This window comes from Amycolatopsis acidicola, assembly GCF_007713735.2.
GTDB classification, from domain to species: domain Bacteria; phylum Actinomycetota; class Actinomycetes; order Mycobacteriales; family Pseudonocardiaceae; genus Amycolatopsis_E; species Amycolatopsis_E acidicola.
In genome coordinates, this window is record NZ_VMNW02000109.1 from 1 (window position 1) to 15,551 (window position 15,551).

17 protein-coding genes are annotated in these 15,551 nt (G+C 71.5%); 10 read left to right on the plus strand and 7 right to left on the minus strand.

Annotation, left to right across the window (positions count from 1 at the left end; all coding sequences use genetic code 11):
- Positions 1 to 130: 130 nt before the first annotated feature.
- Positions 131 to 967 carry a LysR family transcriptional regulator gene (locus FPZ12_RS39985; RefSeq protein ID WP_144756617.1) on the minus strand — a complete coding sequence of 279 codons (837 nt, stop codon included), beginning with the start codon at positions 965 to 967 and terminating at the stop codon, positions 131 to 133.
- Positions 968 to 1,068: 101 nt separating this feature from the next.
- On the opposite strand from FPZ12_RS39985, the gene FPZ12_RS39990 reads away from it, so the two are divergent.
- Positions 1,069 to 1,779, plus strand: coding sequence for an SDR family oxidoreductase (locus FPZ12_RS39990; protein ID WP_144756615.1), 711 nt, complete (start codon positions 1,069 to 1,071; stop codon positions 1,777 to 1,779).
- Here the strand turns inward: FPZ12_RS39990 and FPZ12_RS39995 are convergent.
- Entirely contained in the window at positions 1,749 to 2,918 is a 1,170-nt protein-coding gene (locus FPZ12_RS39995) for a GDSL-type esterase/lipase family protein (RefSeq protein WP_144756613.1), read from the minus strand. The genes FPZ12_RS39990 and FPZ12_RS39995 overlap by 31 nt on opposite strands.
- A 117-nt stretch (positions 2,919 to 3,035) precedes the next feature.
- Between FPZ12_RS39995 and FPZ12_RS40000 the strand changes: the two genes are divergently transcribed.
- On the plus strand, positions 3,036 to 3,488 hold the full coding sequence (locus tag FPZ12_RS40000) for a nitroreductase/quinone reductase family protein (protein WP_144756611.1): 453 nt from the start codon (positions 3,036 to 3,038) through the stop codon (positions 3,486 to 3,488).
- A gap of 1 nt (position 3,489) precedes the next feature.
- On the opposite strand, the gene FPZ12_RS40005 is transcribed toward FPZ12_RS40000, so the two are convergent.
- Together FPZ12_RS40005 and FPZ12_RS40010 are read right to left on the minus strand one after the other, a co-directional pair.
- Entirely contained in the window at positions 3,490 to 4,269 is a 780-nt protein-coding gene (locus tag FPZ12_RS40005; RefSeq protein WP_144756609.1) for an NAD-dependent epimerase/dehydratase family protein, read from the minus strand.
- 11 nt (positions 4,270 to 4,280) lie between these two features.
- The gene (locus tag FPZ12_RS40010) at positions 4,281 to 5,078 is read right to left on the minus strand and encodes an IclR family transcriptional regulator (protein WP_144756607.1); all 798 of its coding nucleotides are present in this window, start codon (positions 5,076 to 5,078) and stop codon (positions 4,281 to 4,283) included.
- A gap of 96 nt (positions 5,079 to 5,174) precedes the next feature.
- Between FPZ12_RS40010 and FPZ12_RS40015 the strand changes: the two genes are divergently transcribed.
- The 5 genes from FPZ12_RS40015 (at position 5,175) to FPZ12_RS40035 (ending at position 9,672) form a co-directional block, all read left to right on the plus strand.
- Positions 5,175 to 6,263, plus strand: a complete 1,089-nt coding sequence (locus FPZ12_RS40015) for a hypothetical protein (RefSeq protein ID WP_144756604.1) — start codon at positions 5,175 to 5,177, stop codon at positions 6,261 to 6,263.
- A 1-nt stretch (position 6,264) separates the two neighbouring features.
- On the plus strand, positions 6,265 to 7,713 hold the full coding sequence (locus tag FPZ12_RS40020) for an aldehyde dehydrogenase (NADP(+)) (RefSeq protein WP_144756603.1): 1,449 nt from the start codon (positions 6,265 to 6,267) through the stop codon (positions 7,711 to 7,713).
- Between the two features lie 90 nt (positions 7,714 to 7,803).
- Positions 7,804 to 8,403, plus strand: coding sequence for a sulfite oxidase-like oxidoreductase (locus FPZ12_RS40025; RefSeq protein ID WP_144756601.1), 600 nt, complete (start codon positions 7,804 to 7,806; stop codon positions 8,401 to 8,403).
- The gene (locus FPZ12_RS40030) at positions 8,373 to 9,107 is read left to right on the plus strand and encodes a ferredoxin reductase (RefSeq protein WP_208026173.1); all 735 of its coding nucleotides are present in this window, start codon (positions 8,373 to 8,375) and stop codon (positions 9,105 to 9,107) included. Before FPZ12_RS40025 ends, FPZ12_RS40030 begins: the two co-directional genes overlap by 31 nt.
- A 190-nt stretch (positions 9,108 to 9,297) precedes the next feature.
- Positions 9,298 to 9,672 (plus strand): hypothetical protein, encoded by a 375-nt coding sequence (locus FPZ12_RS40035; protein ID WP_144756597.1) that lies wholly within the window; start codon positions 9,298 to 9,300, stop codon positions 9,670 to 9,672.
- Here the strand turns inward: FPZ12_RS40035 and FPZ12_RS40040 are convergent.
- Positions 9,660 to 10,517, minus strand: coding sequence for a LysR family transcriptional regulator (locus FPZ12_RS40040; protein WP_144756595.1), 858 nt, complete (start codon positions 10,515 to 10,517; stop codon positions 9,660 to 9,662). The genes FPZ12_RS40035 and FPZ12_RS40040 overlap by 13 nt on opposite strands.
- An 85-nt stretch (positions 10,518 to 10,602) precedes the next feature.
- On the opposite strand from FPZ12_RS40040, the gene FPZ12_RS40045 reads away from it, so the two are divergent.
- From FPZ12_RS40045 to FPZ12_RS40055, 3 genes are read left to right on the plus strand one after another with little or no spacing between them, the layout of a single operon-like run.
- Positions 10,603 to 10,905 (plus strand): hypothetical protein, encoded by a 303-nt coding sequence (locus FPZ12_RS40045; RefSeq protein WP_243770274.1) that lies wholly within the window; start codon positions 10,603 to 10,605, stop codon positions 10,903 to 10,905.
- Positions 10,902 to 11,639: an SDR family NAD(P)-dependent oxidoreductase gene (locus FPZ12_RS40050; protein WP_144756591.1), complete on the plus strand. Its 738-nt coding sequence runs from the start codon at positions 10,902 to 10,904 to the stop codon at positions 11,637 to 11,639. Before FPZ12_RS40045 ends, FPZ12_RS40050 begins: the two co-directional genes overlap by 4 nt.
- Positions 11,636 to 12,628 (plus strand): amidohydrolase family protein, encoded by a 993-nt coding sequence (locus FPZ12_RS40055; RefSeq protein ID WP_144756589.1) that lies wholly within the window; start codon positions 11,636 to 11,638, stop codon positions 12,626 to 12,628. The genes FPZ12_RS40050 and FPZ12_RS40055 overlap by 4 nt, the downstream gene beginning before the upstream one ends.
- A gap of 25 nt (positions 12,629 to 12,653) precedes the next feature.
- Here the strand turns inward: FPZ12_RS40055 and FPZ12_RS40060 are convergent, their stop codons facing one another.
- The gene (locus FPZ12_RS40060) at positions 12,654 to 14,393 is read right to left on the minus strand and encodes a pyruvate dehydrogenase (protein WP_144756587.1); all 1,740 of its coding nucleotides are present in this window, start codon (positions 14,391 to 14,393) and stop codon (positions 12,654 to 12,656) included.
- Positions 14,394 to 14,501: 108 nt separating this feature from the next.
- Positions 14,502 to 15,461, minus strand: a complete 960-nt coding sequence (locus FPZ12_RS40065) for a pirin family protein (RefSeq protein WP_144756585.1) — start codon at positions 15,459 to 15,461, stop codon at positions 14,502 to 14,504.
- Between the last annotated feature and the right edge of the window lie 90 nt (positions 15,462 to 15,551).

The following is a 15,551-nucleotide window of genomic DNA, read 5'->3' on the forward strand; positions in this document are numbered from 1 at the left end:
GAACATTCCAGCGGGGGCGGCAAACACGCCAGCGGGGGCGGCAAACACGCCCGGGAGGGCCCGGTGAACCTGGCCCGTCCGCGTCCGCGTCCGCGTCCGTCCGCGTCCCTCCTCGTTCCCGGGGCTGCGGTCAGAGACGGGCGGCGGCTTGGACGAGTCCGGCGACGGCGCGGGAGCGGCTGTGCGGGGGCCACGCGATCACCGTGGTCACCTTGGGCGCGTCGAGCACGGGCACCCCGGCGAGGCCGCCGCCCAGGTGGGCCCGGGCGGATTCGGGCAGCACGGCCGACGCCCGGCCGAGCGCGATCAGCTGCAGCAGCTGCGTGTTGTCCCGGACCTCCGGGCCGGGGCCGTCGGGGTACGTGCCGTCGCGGGCGGGCCAGCGCGCCATCGGGAGGTCGGGCAGCGCGGCGATGTCGGCCAGCCGCATATGAGGCTCGGTGCTGAGGGGATGTCCGGACGGCACCAGCAAAAGCTGCCCTTCGGTGTGCAGCTCGTCGAAGTCGAGCCCGGACGTCGAGTCGAACGGCAGGTGCAGCAACGCCACGTCGGCCCGCCCGTCGCGCAGGTGTTGTTCCTGTTCGCCGACTCCGCACAGCACGACGTCGACCGGGACCGAGCCGGGCTCGGCGGCGTACGCGTCGAGCAGCTTCGCGAGCAGCTCGCTGGAGGCGCCGGCCTTCGTCACGAGCACGACGCCCGCCGTTTGGGCAGCGCGGCGTGTGCGGCGTTCGGCGGCTTCGACCGCGTCGAGCGCGGCCCGGCCTTCGCGCAGCAGCACCGTTCCCGCTTCGGTGAGGGCGACTCCGCGGCTGTTGCGTTCCAGCAGCGGCGCGCCGAGCCGGCGTTCGAGCTGGCGGATCGCGCGGGACAGCGGCGGTTGCGCGATGCCGAGGCGCTGGGCCGCGCGCCCGAAGTGCAGTTCCTCGGCCACCGCGACGAAGTACCGCATCTCCCGCGTCTCCACGCCTTCACCGTACCCCTGGCCAGGGGTGATACCCGTGCGGTACCGCCGCCGACCCGGTCGGTCTTGGCGTCGGCGCGGGGTGGCGGACCAGGATCGAAGACATGAGCGGACAGACGATCGCGCTGGTCACCGGCGCGAACAAGGGAATCGGATACGAGATCGCGGCCGGGCTCGGCGCGCTCGGGTGGAGCGTCGGCGTGGGCGCGCGGGACGCCTCTCGCCGCGAGGCCGCCGTGGAGAAGTTGCGCGCGGGCGGCGCGGACGCGTTCGGGGTGCCCCTCGACGTGACCGACGACGCGAGCGTGAGCGCGGCGGCGCGGTTGCTCGAAGAGCGCGGGCTCGACGTGCTCGTGAACAACGCCGGGATCACCGGTGGGATGCCGCAGCAGCCGACCGAGGTCACGCCGGAGACGGTGCGGGCCGCCGTGGAGACCAACGTGATCGGCGTCATCCGGGTCACCAACGCGCTGCTGCCGCTGCTGCGCCGTTCCGCGTCGCCGCGGATCGTGAACATGTCGAGCCGCGTCGGGTCGCTGACGCTGCAGAGCGGCGGCGGCGACACCGGCCCGATTTCGGCCGCGTACGCGCCGTCGAAGACCTTCCTCAACGCCGTGACCGTCCAGTACGCCAAGGAGTTGCGCGACACGAACATCCTGATCAACGCCGGCTGCCCTGGCTTCACCGCGACCGACCTCAACGGCTTCCGCGGCGTCCGCACGCCCGAGCAGGGCGCGGCCATCGCCGTCCGGCTGGCGACCGAAGTCGAAACCAGCGGCGGCTTCTACGACGACGGCGGAGTCGTGCCCTGGTAAGCCGCCTTCTCGAAGAACCCGCCGTCTTCGAACACGCGCTGGGCGAAGCGGGCCGCGACGCGCTGGTGCGTCGCGGCGTCCGGGTGCAGCGCGTCCGGTAGCGGCAGCTCCTCGAAGTCCTTGGGCCCGTACAACTCCAGTCCGTCCAAATAGGACAACTGAGGGTCCTCCGCCGAGCGCCGGTGCACGATCCGGGCGAGCTCCTCGCGGATGACCTCGAGCGTCAGCTTCCCGGGGCCGGGCTCGCCGGTGGCGTGGAAACGCACCTTGCCGTCCTCGAACGCGGGCATGCCCGGGCCGGGCGTGGCCTCGTGGATCGGGCAGTACAGCGCGGAAACCACCAGCAACGGTGTGTCCGGATGCCCTTCGCGGATGGTGTCGAGGAAGCCGTCCACGGCGGGCCCGAAGGCGCGGGTGCGCATCAGGTCGGCGTTCACGACGTTGATCCCGATCTTCACGCTGATCAGGTCCGCGGCCGTGTCCCGCATGGCGCGCGCGGTGAACGGGTCCAGCAGGGCGCTGCCGCCGAGGCCGAGGTTGACCAGCTCCACGCCGCCACGGGCCGCGGCCAGCGCGGGCCAGGTGGCGGTGGGGCTGGCCGCGCCGGTGCCGTGGCTGATGGAGCTGCCGTGGTGCAGCCAGATCGGGCGGTCCGAGCGCGCGGCTGCCACGGGAGCGTCGGCGCGCAACGCGACGAGTTCGGTGAGTTCGTTGTGGGGCAACCAGATTTCGACGAGTTTCGCCCTCGCGGGCAGCCCGTCGAAGCGGACGGTGCCGACCGGCCCCGGCTGCGTGGACGCTTCGCCCGTCATCATGTCCAGCACCAGCACGTTGCCGCCCGGCACACTGGCCTGCCCGGTGAGTTCGCCGTCCACCAGCAGGTCGTACACGCCGTCGAGCGGGGCCGGGGCGCCGCGGTAGGCCACCTGCGTGCGCAGCGTGTCCAGCTCCACGACGGTCGCTTCGGTGCGGAAGGCCAGCCGGACCCCGGAGGGCTGGGACTCGGACATGATCAGCCGCTGGTCCGGGGCCTGCGCCCGGGCGCGCGCGGGGAGCCGGTGGGGCCGGAACCCGTGGTCGGTCGGTTCGAGTTCGCTGATGCCGCGCAGCAGGTCCGGAGTGATCGAGAAGGAGTGCACGTGCCCGAGTGTGGCCTCTCGGGGCCAGACGCGCACGGTGTTTTCCGGTTCACTGTGGACCGGCCAAAGGACTTTCTGCTCTGCCCTGTTCGTCCCGCGGTGTCCTACGGTTCGCCGATGGCGCGGGAAAAGAAGCCGTGGTTGCCGCCGCGATGGTTCATCCGCGGCGCGTGGCAGGTGCACCGGGCGCTGTATCGCGTGCTGGGCGGCCGGACGCTCCGGCCTCCGCGCGCCGGCCGGTGGGGCATGTTCCGCCTCACCACACTCGGCCGTCGCACCGGCCGCGAGCGGAGCGTGATCCTGGCCTACTTCCGCGACGGCCCGGATCTCGTCACGCTCGCGATGAACGGCTGGGGCGCGCCCGAACCGGCGTGGTGGCTGAACCTGCGCGCCCGCCCGGAAGCCACCGCCACGCTCGTCGACGGGCGTTTCCGTGTGCGGGCTCGGAAAGCCGACGGCGAGGAACGGGAGCGGCTGTGGACGCGGTGGCGCGAGCTGGACAAGAACCTCGACGCCTACGCGGCCCGGCGGCCAGGGCAGACCGCCGTCGTCGTCCTCGAACCGGCGTGACTCAGTTCGGCACGCCGAGCGGGGCGGTGCAGAAGGGGCCGCCGACGTACTGTGCGGCGACGCCGGTGGGCGCGGGATCGGTCATCTCGGCGGCGAACTTCTCCGCGTCGTCGCGCGAGCGGTAGCCGAGCGCCTCCGCCTCGGCGAGCGAGTACACGCGGCGCGTGTTGTCGGAAACACCCCAGATGACGCGGTAACCCGGCGACGGATACGTCAGGCACGCCTCGAACAAGCGGCCCGCGTCGTCGGGGGAGAGCCACGTCGCCAGCCCGCGCACGCCCGGCGGCCGCTCGAAGCACGAGCCGATCCGCACGCACACGACGTCCATCCCGAACCGCGAGTGGTACAGGCTGCCCAGCGATTCGATGACCGCCTTGCTCACCCCGTAGTAGGTGTCGGGCCGGGGCGTGGAATCCGCGGGCAGGTCCTTGCCCAGTTCGCGGAAACCGACCGCGTGGTTGCTCGACGCGAGGATGATCCGGCCGACCCGCGCGGCCCGCGCGGCCTCCAGCACCGTGTGCGTGCCGTTGATGTTGGTCTCGACCGTGTCCTCCCACGACGCCTCGCGGCTGCGCCCGCCGAGGTGGATGATCGCGTCCACCCCTTCGCACGCCGCCGCCATGGCGTCCGGGTCGGTGACCGAACCGGCGAGCACCTCGTCGTCGCCCCCGGCCTCGGGGGTGGTGAGGTCCAGGACCCGCAGCGTCCGCCCCGCCTGCCGCAGGCGGGGCCGCAGCAGCGTGCCGACGATGCCGGCGCCCCCAGTGATCAACACGCGCATGGCGTTCTCCCTCAACGGATTCCGGCGCGGCGCAGCCGCTGGCCCAGTTCGGTGGCGGTTTCCGCGAGCAGCTCGCCCACCTGCTCCGCCTGTGCGTCGGTGACCTGGTCGACGGGCAGCGAGCAGCTGATCGCGTCCGTGCCCGGGATGCGGTAGGGCACGACCGCGGCGACGCAACGCACGCCGAGCGTGCCCTCCTCGACCTCGGCCGCGTACCCGCGCTGGCGGGTCACTTCGCATTCGGCGAGCACGCCTTCCAGCGACGTGACCGTGTTCGGCGTGAGCGCGCGCGGCGCTTCGGTGAACAGCTCGCTGATCTCGCCCTGCGTCAGCTCCGCCAGCAGCGCCTTCCCCAACGCCGTCGCGTGCACCGGCAGCGTCCGCCCGACCCTCGACACCAAATGCGTGGAATGCCGGGATTCCCGCGTTTCCAGGTACACGACCTCCGCGCCGTCGCGCCGCGCGTAGTGCGCGGTGAAGCCCGTGCGCTCGCGCACCGTCTCCAGCGCTTCGGTGGCGAAGGGGATCGCCGGATCGCGGTCGAGGTACGCGGTGCCGCAGATCAGCGCGCGTACGCCGAGCCGATAGCGAGCTGTGCCCGGGTCGGCTTCCAGCCAGCCCGCCTCGTACAGCGTGCGCAGCAGGCCGTGCAGGCTGGAGCGTGGGAAACCGGTGCGGGCGTGCAGATCCGACAGCGACAGCCAGGCGTCCTGTGCGGCGAAGGTCTCCAGCAGCTCGACGGTCCGGCGGGCGGATTTCACCCCGGACGGTTCGGCCGCGAGCTCTGGGAGCCCGGTGGGTTCCGGCATGGTTGCCCCCCTCCGTTGACGGGTGTCACGGGCGATATTAGCGTTCAGCATACGGGCTACGTTCACTGATGTGAACACGAAGGAGGACCTGCGCGGATGAAGGTCGTGGCGTACGCGTACCCGTGGGATGTCGCGGACCCGGGCTTCCACGAGCGCGTCGCCGGGCTCGGCGTGGACGAGGTCGCCGTCGCCGTCTCGTATCACTCGGCCCGCGCGGCCACTCCGTGGTCGGACTCGCGGACGTCGGTGCTCGCGCGCTACGCCGCGTTGTACCGGCCGTTGCGCGAGGAGCGGTGGTCGCGGCTGAAGCCGGGCGTGCCGGATTGGGTCGCTTCGCCGGACAGTGCGGGCGAAGCGGTCGCGTCGCTCGACAACGCCGCCGCGTGGATCGTGCTCACCCACAACTCGCGCCTCGGCGAGCAATTCCCGGAGCTGACCGTGCGCAACTGCTTCGGCGAGCGCTACCCGTGGGCGCTGTGCCCGTCGAACGAGGAGGTGCGCGACTACGCGGTCACGCTCACCGCGGAATCCCTGGCGGGACTGGACGTTTCGTCGGTGATTCTCGAAGCGTGCGGGCAACTCGGCGCCGTCCACCAGTGTCAGCACGAGAAGACCGACGCGGTGTGGAGCCCGGCGGTGGCACAGCTGCTTTCGGTGTGCTGCTGCGAATCCTGCGGGCTGGAGTCCGGTATGGACAGTCTGTTGCGGGACGCGGTGAACACGCTGATGGCGACCGGAGGCGACAACCCCATCGGCGCGGATGTGCTGGACGCGATCCTGGCCACCCGGCATCGATCGACGGATCTGCTTCGCCGCGCGGTGCTGGAAATGATCGACGTGCCGGTGACGTTGCACGGTTCGGTGGATCCGTGGGAAACCGGTGCGCTGCCGGGGCTTACGCCCACGGCGAGCGCGGAGGCCGACGCCGTCGTCCTGCCGTGCTGGCAGCCGGGCGAGACTAGCCTCGACAAGGTGAGGACCGCGCGGGACCGGTACCCCGAGGCCACGTTCGGCGCGTACGTGACGGCTGTGGCGGCGAACCCGGTGCCCGACATGAAGGCGTACGTGAGCGAACTGGCCCGCGCCGGAGCGAAGGAGCTCCACCTCTACCACGTCGGCCTCGCCGGGCCGGCCCGGTGGGGCGACGTACGAGCAGCGGTCGAGGCCGCGCATCAGGAAGGATGAGATGGACACCGACACCACCGAACTGAACCGCGTACTCGCCGCGGCGGCCGAAGCCGCCCCGAAGGCCGCGGAGTCGACGCCGGCGCAGCGCGCGGAGTGGCTCACCGCCGCCGCGGACGCGCTCGACGCCGCGAGTTCGGAGCTGCTTCCCTTGGCCGCCAAGGAAACCCACCTGCCCGAGGCACCGCGGCTCAAGGGTGAGCTCGCGCGCACCACGTTCCAGCTGCGGCTGTTCGCGAAGGTGCTCGCCGACGGCGCGTTCCTCGGGGCCACGGTCGACCACGCCGACCCGGCCTGGCCGATGGGCCCGCGCCCGGACATCCGCCGTGCGGCCGTGCCGATCGGCCCGGTCCTCGTGTTCGCGGCCAGTAACTTCCCGTTCGCGTTCAGCGTCGCGGGCGGGGACACCGCGTCCGCGCTCGCGGCCGGCTGCCCGGTGATCCTCAAGGCGCACCCAGGGCACCCCGGACTTTCCGCCCGCACGGGGGAAATCCTGCGCACGGCGCTGGTCGCCGCCGGTGCCCCGGAAGGGATCTTCGCGGTGATCTTCGGCGTCGAAACCGGCGTCACCGCGCTCAAGGACCCGCGCGTCGCCGCCGCCTCGTTCACCGGTTCCGTCCCCGGCGGGCGCGCCCTGTTCGACATCGCGGTCTCCCGGCCGACGCCGATCCCGTTCTACGGCGAGCTCGGCAGCGTGAACCCGGTCGTCGTCACCCCGGGCGCGGTCAAGGCGCGCGGCGAAGAGGTCGCGAAGGGCTACGTCGGCTCGTTCACGTTGGGGGCAGGGCAGTTCTGCACCAAACCCGGCCTGCTGTTCCTGCCCGAGGGGCACGGCCTGGACGAGACGCTGCGTGAGGCCGCCGGTGGCGTGCCGCGGCAGCACCTGCTCAACGAGCGCATCGCCGGCGGGTTCGGCAAGGGCGTCGAGCGGCTCCGCCAGCAGCCCGAGGTCACCGTGCTGGCCCAGGGCGAAGGCAGCGGCGAGGAGTACAGTCCGACCCTGCTTTCCGTGCGGGCGGCCGATTTCCTCAAGGCCGACGAGGTGCTGCGCTCGGAATGCTTCGGCCCGGCGTCCATCGTCGTCACCTACTCCAGCCAGGACGAGCTGCTCGCCGTGCTGAAGGAGCTGGAGCCAGGGCTCACCGCGACGCTGCAGGCGGAGGAGTCCGAGGCCGACGACGTCCGCCCGATCCTCCCGGCGCTGACGAGGCTGGCCGGGCGCCTGCTGTGGAACGACTGGCCGACGGGCGTCACGGTCAGCTGGGCGCAGCAGCACGGCGGCCCGTACCCGGGCACGACGGCGCCGACCACCACGTCGGTGGGCACCGCGGCGATCGAGCGGTTCCTGCGTCCGGTGGCGTGGCAGGGTTTCCCGGACGCCCTGCTGCCCCCGGCGTTGCAGGAGGGCAACCCGTGGCAGCTCCCGCGCCGCACGGACGGCGAACGCTGAGCCGTCCCGGGACCCCCGTTCCGGTGTTCTCCGCCATACGGGGGTCCCGGGTTCCGGCATTTTCGCGCGGCCACGGGTAGAACTGGTCTCATGCCGATCGTGACCCCGGGCTTCCGAGGCCGCCGCCGTGGCGGCGAGGCCAAGCTGCCGCCAGGGCAGTACCGCACGGACGACTTCCCCGTGCTCTCCGCCGGGCCCACGCCCCGGCTCTCCACCGAAACCTGGGAGTTCACGATCACCACCGAAACCGGGGTGGTGCACGAATGGAGCTGGGCCGAATTCCTGGCCCTGCCCAGCGAAACCCCGACGGTGGACATCCACTGCGTCACGAAATGGTCGAAGTTCGGCACGAACTGGCGAGGCGTCTCGATCGACACTCTGGTGGAAAATGTCGAAACCGCCGCCGATTTCGTGCTGATGCATTCCTACGACGGGTACACCACGAACCTGCCGCTGGAGGACCTCCTCGACGGCCAGGCCTGGATCGCGTACGAGTTCGACGGCGACGACCTGCCGCCCGAGCACGGCGGCCCGGCCCGGCTGCTGGTGCCGCACCTGTACTTCTGGAAGTCGGCGAAATGGGTGCACAACCTGGAGCTGACCCTGGACAACGAACCCGGCTTCTGGGAAGCGTCGGGCTATCACGATTATGGGGACCCGTGGCGGGAACAGCGGTATCAGGGCGACTGAGCTGGCGGGTGGCGCGCCTGGCCGGGATCCGCGAGGAAACGCCGACGGCGCGCACGCTTCTGCTCGACGTGCCGGGCTGGCCGGGGCATCTCGCGGGGCAGCACGTGGACGTCCGGCTCACCGCCGAGGACGGCTACACGGCTGAGCGCAGCTACTCCCTCGCGTCGGCGGACGACGGCGAACGGCTGGAGCTGACCGTGCAGCGCATCGACGACGGGGAGGTTTCCCCTTATCTCACCGAGGTTTTCTCGGTCGGTGACCCGGTGGAGCTGCGCGGCCCGATCGGCGGCTGGTTCGTCTGGCGGCCCGCGAGCACGGCGCCGGTCCTGCTCGTCGCGGGCGGTTCGGGGATCGTCCCGCTGATGGCGATGATCCGCGCCCGCCGCGCCGCGGGCTCGCGCGCGCCGTTCCGGTTGCTGTACTCGGTGCGCGCGCCGGAGGAGATCTACTACGCCGCCGAGTTGCGGGACGCCGCGCTCAGCGGGGTGGAAGTGTCCTATGTGTACACCCGGTCCGCGCCGGACGGCTGGCCCCGCGAGCCCCGCCGGATGGGCATCGCGGACGTGAACTCCTCGGGCTGGCCCGCGGAGTTCGGCCCGGACTGCTTCGTCTGCGGCCCCACGGGTTTCGTCGAGACGATCGCCGACATCCTGGTCGCGCTGGGCCACGACACGCACAAGATCCGCACCGAACGCTTCGGTTAGTGAGTCTGGCCCCACCTCGCGCTGGGCCCAGATCCTGCTGACGCTCGCGCGCTGGAGTTTTCCAGCGTCGCAACCATGGAACCACCACCGTTGCCGCGCCGGAGCGGGCCGGGTTGCGCCGCGAGGTGATCGTCAACCTGGTCGCCCGGGCGGTCCTGTTCTGCGGATTGCTCGCGCAGGGCGCCGGTCAGTGGCTCGCGATCCCGCCGTCGATCCGCGCGATCTGGACGATCTCGGCCCGGCGCCGATCGACGTGCTGGGGATCTTCACACTCAGCGTCATCGTGCTCAATGCCGGGATGTCCTTCGTCTCCGGGAGCCGCGATCCCCCTGGCCAAGGACGGCTGGATGACCGCCGCCGCGGGCCCTGGATCCTGCTGACGTTCGCGCGCACCCCGTTCCTGTTCCCGGTGATGCGGACGCTACTGACCGGGGCGAGCCGGGAGCGAGCGGAGCTCAACTGGCGGGAATCGCCCACACACCGCCATGTTCCGCGCTTCACTACCGCGATGTGGGGCGTGCCCGCCGGTGTCGAAGCCGGGACCGGGCGGAGCTATCTTCGATGACGAGGGTGATTCTCGAGCACGGCGGCCACGAACGACGCGACCAGCGGGCGGCGGTCCTCTTCGTTCCAGGCGAGTACCAGGTGGCTCGGCGGCGCGTCGGTCACCGGGACGCAGACGAGTCCGGCCGGGACCGGCTCGACCAGCGACCGGGGCAGCACGGCGATCATCCGGCTCACCGCGATCATGTGCAGCAGCTGGACCACGTCGGCGACCTCGGGGCCGGTGCCGTCGCCGGGAACGCCCGGCGCGCCCTTCCAGCGCGGCAGGATCTCACCGTCCAAATCGGACAGCCGGACCGAAGCGCGCCCGGCCAGCCGGTGCCGGGACGGGACGATCGCCACCCTGTCCTCGGTGTGCAGCGTCTCGTGGTCCAGACCTTCGAGATCGTCGTACGGGGCGTAGAGCAGGCCGACGTCCGCGCGGCCGTCACGCAGGAACTCGGTGCGGTCGGCGGGCCCGCTGAACAGGATGTCCACCCGGCGGGCGTCGGGCTGGTGGGAGTACTGGGCCAGGATCCCGGACAGCAGGCCCGCGTCCCCTCCCGGCTTGAGCACGAGCCGCAGGTGCTCCTGAGCGTCGGCGGCGCGCTGGGCGCCGCGGACGGCGGCGCTGACGGCGTTGAGCGCGTGGCGCCCGTGCTCCTGCAGCGCCTCGCCCGCCGGGGTCAGCTCGACGCGACGGCTGGACCGGACGAACAACGGCACGCCGAGCCGGGATTCGATCCGCTGGATCGCCTTCGACAGCGCGGGCTGGGCGATCGAGAGCCGGACGGCGGCCCGGCCGAAATGCAGCTCGGCGGCCACCGCGAGGAAGTACTCCAGTTCGCGCGTCTCCAGTTCGGCCATGCCTCCAGGTTATCGCCGAAGAGCGAACGGATCTTGGACGCCGGCCGCCAGACTGGCCGAAAATCGAGGCATGATCACACATACGATGATTGTTTCGTTCGACGAGCCGCTGCCCGACGCCGAGCTCGACCAGTACCTCACGGACATCGAACGGGCCATGGCCGAGACCGGCTTCACGCAGTCGGTCGCCACCCGCCGTCACGTCGCGGTCCCCGGCGAAGAGGCCATCCCGGCGCTGATCGCGACCGCGATCGTGCAGGTCTCGGTGGCGGACACGGACACGCTGGCGAAGGCGTTCAGCGCGCCCGCCCTGCACGAGGTGATCGACAGGTGGCAGTCGCGGCATTCGTACAAGGTCGCCTGGGCGAACCACGAACCGCTGGCATGAAAGGGAAATCAGGGCTGGTCACCGGGGCGGGCAGCGGGATCGGCCGCGCGGCGGCGCTGGAGTTCGCCCGGCAGGGCGCGTCGGTCGCGGTGCTCGACATCGACGAGAGCGCCGCGGCCGAGACCGCCGGAATGATCGAGAAGGACGGCGGGGTCGCGCTGGCGGTCGTGGTCGACATCGGCGACGAAGGCTCCGTGCGGGCGGCCGTCGAGCGCACCGTCGCCGAGTTCGACGGCCTCGACTTCGCCGTGAACAACGCGGGAATGGCGTCGCACCACCGGCAGTTGGACCAGCTGAGCCTGGCGGAGTTCGAGCGCGTGGTGCACGTGAACCTCGCCGGGACCTTCCTGTGCCTGAAGTACGAGCTGCCGTTGCTCGACGGTGGCGGCGCGATCGTCAACGTCGCCTCCAACGGCGGCCTCTACGCGATCCCGACCGCACCCGCTTACGTGGCCTCGAAACACGGCATCGTGGGGCTCACCAAGGTCGCCGCAGTGGACTACGCGCCGAAAGGCATCCGCGTCAACGCCGTCTGCCCCGGCCCGACCCGTACGCCCGGGTTCGAGGCCGTGGCGGCGGGCACGGACATGATCGCGATGCAGGAGGCGATCACCCCGCTCGGCCGGATGGCCACGGCGGACGAGGCCGCGGCCGCCGCCGTCTGGCTCTGCTCCGACGCCGCGTCCTACGTCACCGGGATCGCGATGTCGGTCGACGGCGGGAGGCGGGCATGAGGGTCCTCGCGGTCGAAGAACACATGTCCACCGAAGCGTTTTTGCGTGCCGCGCACGGTTTCGACGTTCTCCCGGGCGACGAGACCGAGGTGGGGCTGATGCGCACGATCGAGGGCACGCCCGGCCCGCGCGCGCGGCTCGTCGACATGGAGGCCCGGCTGCGCGAGATGGACGCGCTCGGCCAGGACATGGCTCTGCTGAGCCTGAATCCGCCCGGCGTGCAGCCCTATCCGGTGGCCGACGCCGTTCCGCTGGCGCGGGAGTTCAACGACGCACTGGCCGAGATCGTGCGGCGGCACCCCGGCCGGTTCGGCGGGCTGGCCACGGTGGCCCCGCAGGATCCGGCCGCCGCGGCCGCGGAGATCGAGCGGGCGCAAGGGCTCGGGCTGCGCGGCGTGATGATCAACTCGCACACCGGCGGGCGGTACCTGGACGAGCCGGAGTTCGCCCCGCTGCTGGCGGCGGCCGAGGCGAACCGGGCGCCGGTCTACCTGCACCCGCGGGCGCCGAGCATGCTCGCGCCCTACCGCGATTACGGGCTGCCCGGGGCGATCTGGGGTTATCAGGCGGAGGCCGGGCTGCACGCGATGCGGCTCATCCTCAGCGGGACTCTGGATCGCTATCCGGGGCTGACCGTGGTGCTCGGGCATCTCGGCGAGGGCATCCCGTACTGGTTGCGGCGTATCGACAACCGGCACGCGTTCGCCGCGCGGATCGCCGGAGCGGCGACGCCGATGCCACGCCTTTCGCTCACGCCGAGCGAGTATTTCCGGCGCAACTTCGTGCTCACCACGAGCGGCATCGACGACCCGGACGTGCTCGGCCTGGCGCTGCGCGCTGTCGGCGAGGACAACGTCATGTTCGCGATCGACCACCCCTACGAGGATCCGGCCGCCGCGCTCGCCTTCCTGCGCGAGACACCGCTGACGGACATCCAGCGCACGGCGATCGCGTACCGCACCGCCGAGCGGGTCTTCGGTCTGGCGTAACGAGGCGGCGTGGTCGTCGTTTCCCTTACGGGCGTGGGATGTTGCGGAGGTTCGACCGCGCGAGGTCGATCATCTTGCCCACCCCGCCCGTGAGCACCACCTTGCTGGCCGCGAGCGCGAACCCGCGCATCTGCGCGGTGGTGATGTGCGGCGGCATGGACAGCGCGTTCGGGTCGGTGACCACGTCGACCAGCGCCGGGCCGGGATGCGCGAGTGCTTCGGCGAGCGCGTCGCGCACCTTGCCCGGCTCGGTGACCCGGATGCTGTGCAGCCCGGCGCCGCGCGCGATGGCCGCGAAGTCCACCTGCGCGTGGTCGGTCTGGTAGTCGGGCAGGCCGTCGACGAGCATCTCCAGTTTGACCATGCCCAGCGAGGAGTTGTTGAACACCACGATCTTCACCGGCAGCTGGTGCAGCCGGACGGTGAGCAGTTCACCCATGAGCATGCCGAGCCCGCCGTCGCCGGACATGGAAATCACCTGCCGGCCAGGCTGCGCCAGCTGCGCGCCGATCGCGTGCGGGAGCGCGTTGGCCATGCTGCCGTGCAGGAACGAGCCGATCACCCGGCGACGCCCGTTCGGCGTGATGTAGCGCGCGGCCCACACGTTGCACATGCCGGTGTCGACGGTGAACACGGCGTCTTCCGCGGCGAGGTCGTCGAGCACGTCGGCGACGTACTCGGGGTGGATCGGGACGTGGTTCTCGACCCGGCGGGTGTAGGCGTCGACCACCGTCTCCAGCGAGCGGTAGTGCTCGCCGAGCATGTCGTCGAGGAAACGCCTGTCCTGCTTCTGATCGACCAGCGGCAGCACCGCGCGCAGGGTTTCCTTCAGGTCCCCGTGCACGGCGAGATCCAGCGGGGTGCGGCGGCCGAGTTTGGTCGCGTCGTGGTCGATCTGCACGGTGTGCGCCTGCGGCAGGAACCCGTCGTACGGGAAATCCGTGCCCAGCAACAAAAGCAGGTCCGCTTCGTGCGACGCCTTGTAGCAGGCGCCGTAGCCGAGCAGGCCGCTCATCCCGACGTCGTAGGGATTGTCGAACTGGATCCATTCCTTGCCACGCAGGGAATGCCCGACGGGGGAGTGCACCTTTCCCGCCAGCTCCATGACCTCCGCGTGCGCGCCGCGCACCCCGGCGCCGCAGAAGAGCGTGACCTTGCGGGCGGAGTTGATCACCCGCGCCAGCTCCTCCACCTGCGGGCGCGGCGGCACCAGCGTGGCCTGCCCGGTGACGAACGAACTCTCGCCGGTCGGCGCTTCGGACTCCAGATGCGCGACGTCGCCCGGCATCACCAGCACGGACACCTCGCCGCGGGTGAGCGCGTGCTGGATCGCGATGCGCAGCACCCGCGGCATCTGGCCGGGCGCGGTGATCTGCTCGCAGTAGCCGGAGCAGTCCACGAACAGCCGCTCGGGGTGGGTCTCCTGGAAGAAACCGGTGCCGATCTGGCTGGACGGGATGTGCGACGCGAGCGCGAGCACCGGCACGCCGGAACGGTTCGCGTCGTAGAGCCCTTGCACGAGGTGCGTGTTGCCGGGGCCGCAGCTGCCCGCGCACACCGCGAGCTTCCCGGTCAGCTCGGCCTCGGCCGCCGCCGCGAACGCGCCCGCCTCCTCGTTGCGCACGTGCACCCATTCGATGCCGTCGGTTCGCCGGATCGCGTCGACCACCGGGTTGAGGCTGTCGCCCACCACCCCGTAGATGCGGGACACGCCCGCCTGGACGAGCACCTGCACGAACTGTTCGGCGACGGTGGGTCGCGCCATCCCGGCCTCCTACGGTTGGTTCCTCCGGTCCCGATTCTGCGGGCGCAACGGCCGTGGCGCACGGTCAGGAGCTTGCCGCACGGGGAGTTCCGGGAGTTCGCGGGGTGCTCAGTCGGTGTGCGGCAGGCGCCCGGCGGGGATGACGCCGAAGCGCCCGGCCTGGAAGTCCTCGAACGCCTGCACGACCTCTTCGCGGGTGTTCATCACGAACGGGCCGTACTGGACCACCGGCTCGCGGATCGGTTTGCCGCCCAGCAGCAGCACTTCGAGGTTCGGCTCGGCCGCGGGCTGGCTCCGGTCGGCGGCGAACGTCAGCGCGCCGCCGTCGCCGAACACCGCGAGCTGGCCCTTGTGGATCGGCCGCGCGTCGGTGCCCACCGTGCCGTTGCCCGCGAGGACGTAGCCGAGCGCGTTGAAGTCCTCGCGCCACGGCACCTGCAGCCGCGCGCCCGGGCTGATCGTCGCGTGCACCAGGGTGATCGGCGTGTACGTCGATCCCGGCCCGTCGTGCCCGCCGACGTCGCCGGCGATGACGCGCAGCAGCGAGCCGCCGTCGGCCGAGGAGAGCAGGGTGGCCTGCGTGGCGCGGATGTCCTGGTAGCGGGGCGGGGTGAACTTGCTCGACTTGGGCAGGTTCACCCACAGCTGCACGCCGTGGAAGAGGCCGCCGGACACCACCAGCTCCTCCGGCGGTTTCTCGATGTGGAGGATCCCGCTGCCCGCGGTCATCCACTGGGTGTCGCCGTTGGTGATCACCCCGCCGCCGCCCTGGGAGTCGGAGTGCTCGAACACGCCGTCGAGCATGTACGTGACGGTCTCGAACCCGCGATGGGGATGCCACGGCGTGCCCTTGGGCTCGCCGGGCGCGTACTCGACCTCGCCCATCTGGTCCATGTGGATGAACGGGTCCAGCACCGAGGAGGCGATCCCGGCGAACGCGCGGCGGACGGGGAAGCCCTCGCCCTCGTAGCCGGTGGGCGCGGTGCTGACTGTGCGGACCGGCCGCTGTGGGGCGGACGGCGTCTCGACGCGGGGCAGGGTCAGGGTGTCGGCGGTGATGGCGGGCATCGGTGGCCTCCGGATGGTTTCGCGTTCAACTTCTTCCACGCAAAACGCTTGGCGGCGGGATTCATTCCCAGTGTGCGCCGGGGCACCGGG

Coding starts and splice junctions, on each gene's coding strand:
- FPZ12_RS39990 (WP_144756615.1), top strand. CDS start 1,069: ATGAGCGGACAGACGATCGCGCTGGTCACCGGCGCGAACAAGGGAATC.
- FPZ12_RS40000 (WP_144756611.1), top strand. CDS start 3,036: ATGGCGCGGGAAAAGAAGCCGTGGTTGCCGCCGCGATGGTTCATCCGC.
- FPZ12_RS40005 (WP_144756609.1), bottom strand. CDS start 4,269: ATGCGCGTGTTGATCACTGGGGGCGCCGGCATCGTCGGCACGCTGCTG.
- FPZ12_RS40010 (WP_144756607.1), bottom strand. CDS start 5,078: ATGCCGGAACCCACCGGGCTCCCAGAGCTCGCGGCCGAACCGTCCGGG.
- FPZ12_RS40015 (WP_144756604.1), top strand. CDS start 5,175: ATGAAGGTCGTGGCGTACGCGTACCCGTGGGATGTCGCGGACCCGGGC.
- FPZ12_RS40020 (WP_144756603.1), top strand. CDS start 6,265: ATGGACACCGACACCACCGAACTGAACCGCGTACTCGCCGCGGCGGCC.
- FPZ12_RS40025 (WP_144756601.1), top strand. CDS start 7,804: ATGCCGATCGTGACCCCGGGCTTCCGAGGCCGCCGCCGTGGCGGCGAG.
- FPZ12_RS40040 (WP_144756595.1), bottom strand. CDS start 10,517: ATGGCCGAACTGGAGACGCGCGAACTGGAGTACTTCCTCGCGGTGGCC.
- FPZ12_RS40045 (WP_243770274.1), top strand. CDS start 10,603: ATGATTGTTTCGTTCGACGAGCCGCTGCCCGACGCCGAGCTCGACCAG.
- FPZ12_RS40050 (WP_144756591.1), top strand. CDS start 10,902: ATGAAAGGGAAATCAGGGCTGGTCACCGGGGCGGGCAGCGGGATCGGC.
- FPZ12_RS40055 (WP_144756589.1), top strand. CDS start 11,636: ATGAGGGTCCTCGCGGTCGAAGAACACATGTCCACCGAAGCGTTTTTG.
- FPZ12_RS40060 (WP_144756587.1), bottom strand. CDS start 14,393: ATGGCGCGACCCACCGTCGCCGAACAGTTCGTGCAGGTGCTCGTCCAG.
- FPZ12_RS40065 (WP_144756585.1), bottom strand. CDS start 15,461: ATGCCCGCCATCACCGCCGACACCCTGACCCTGCCCCGCGTCGAGACG.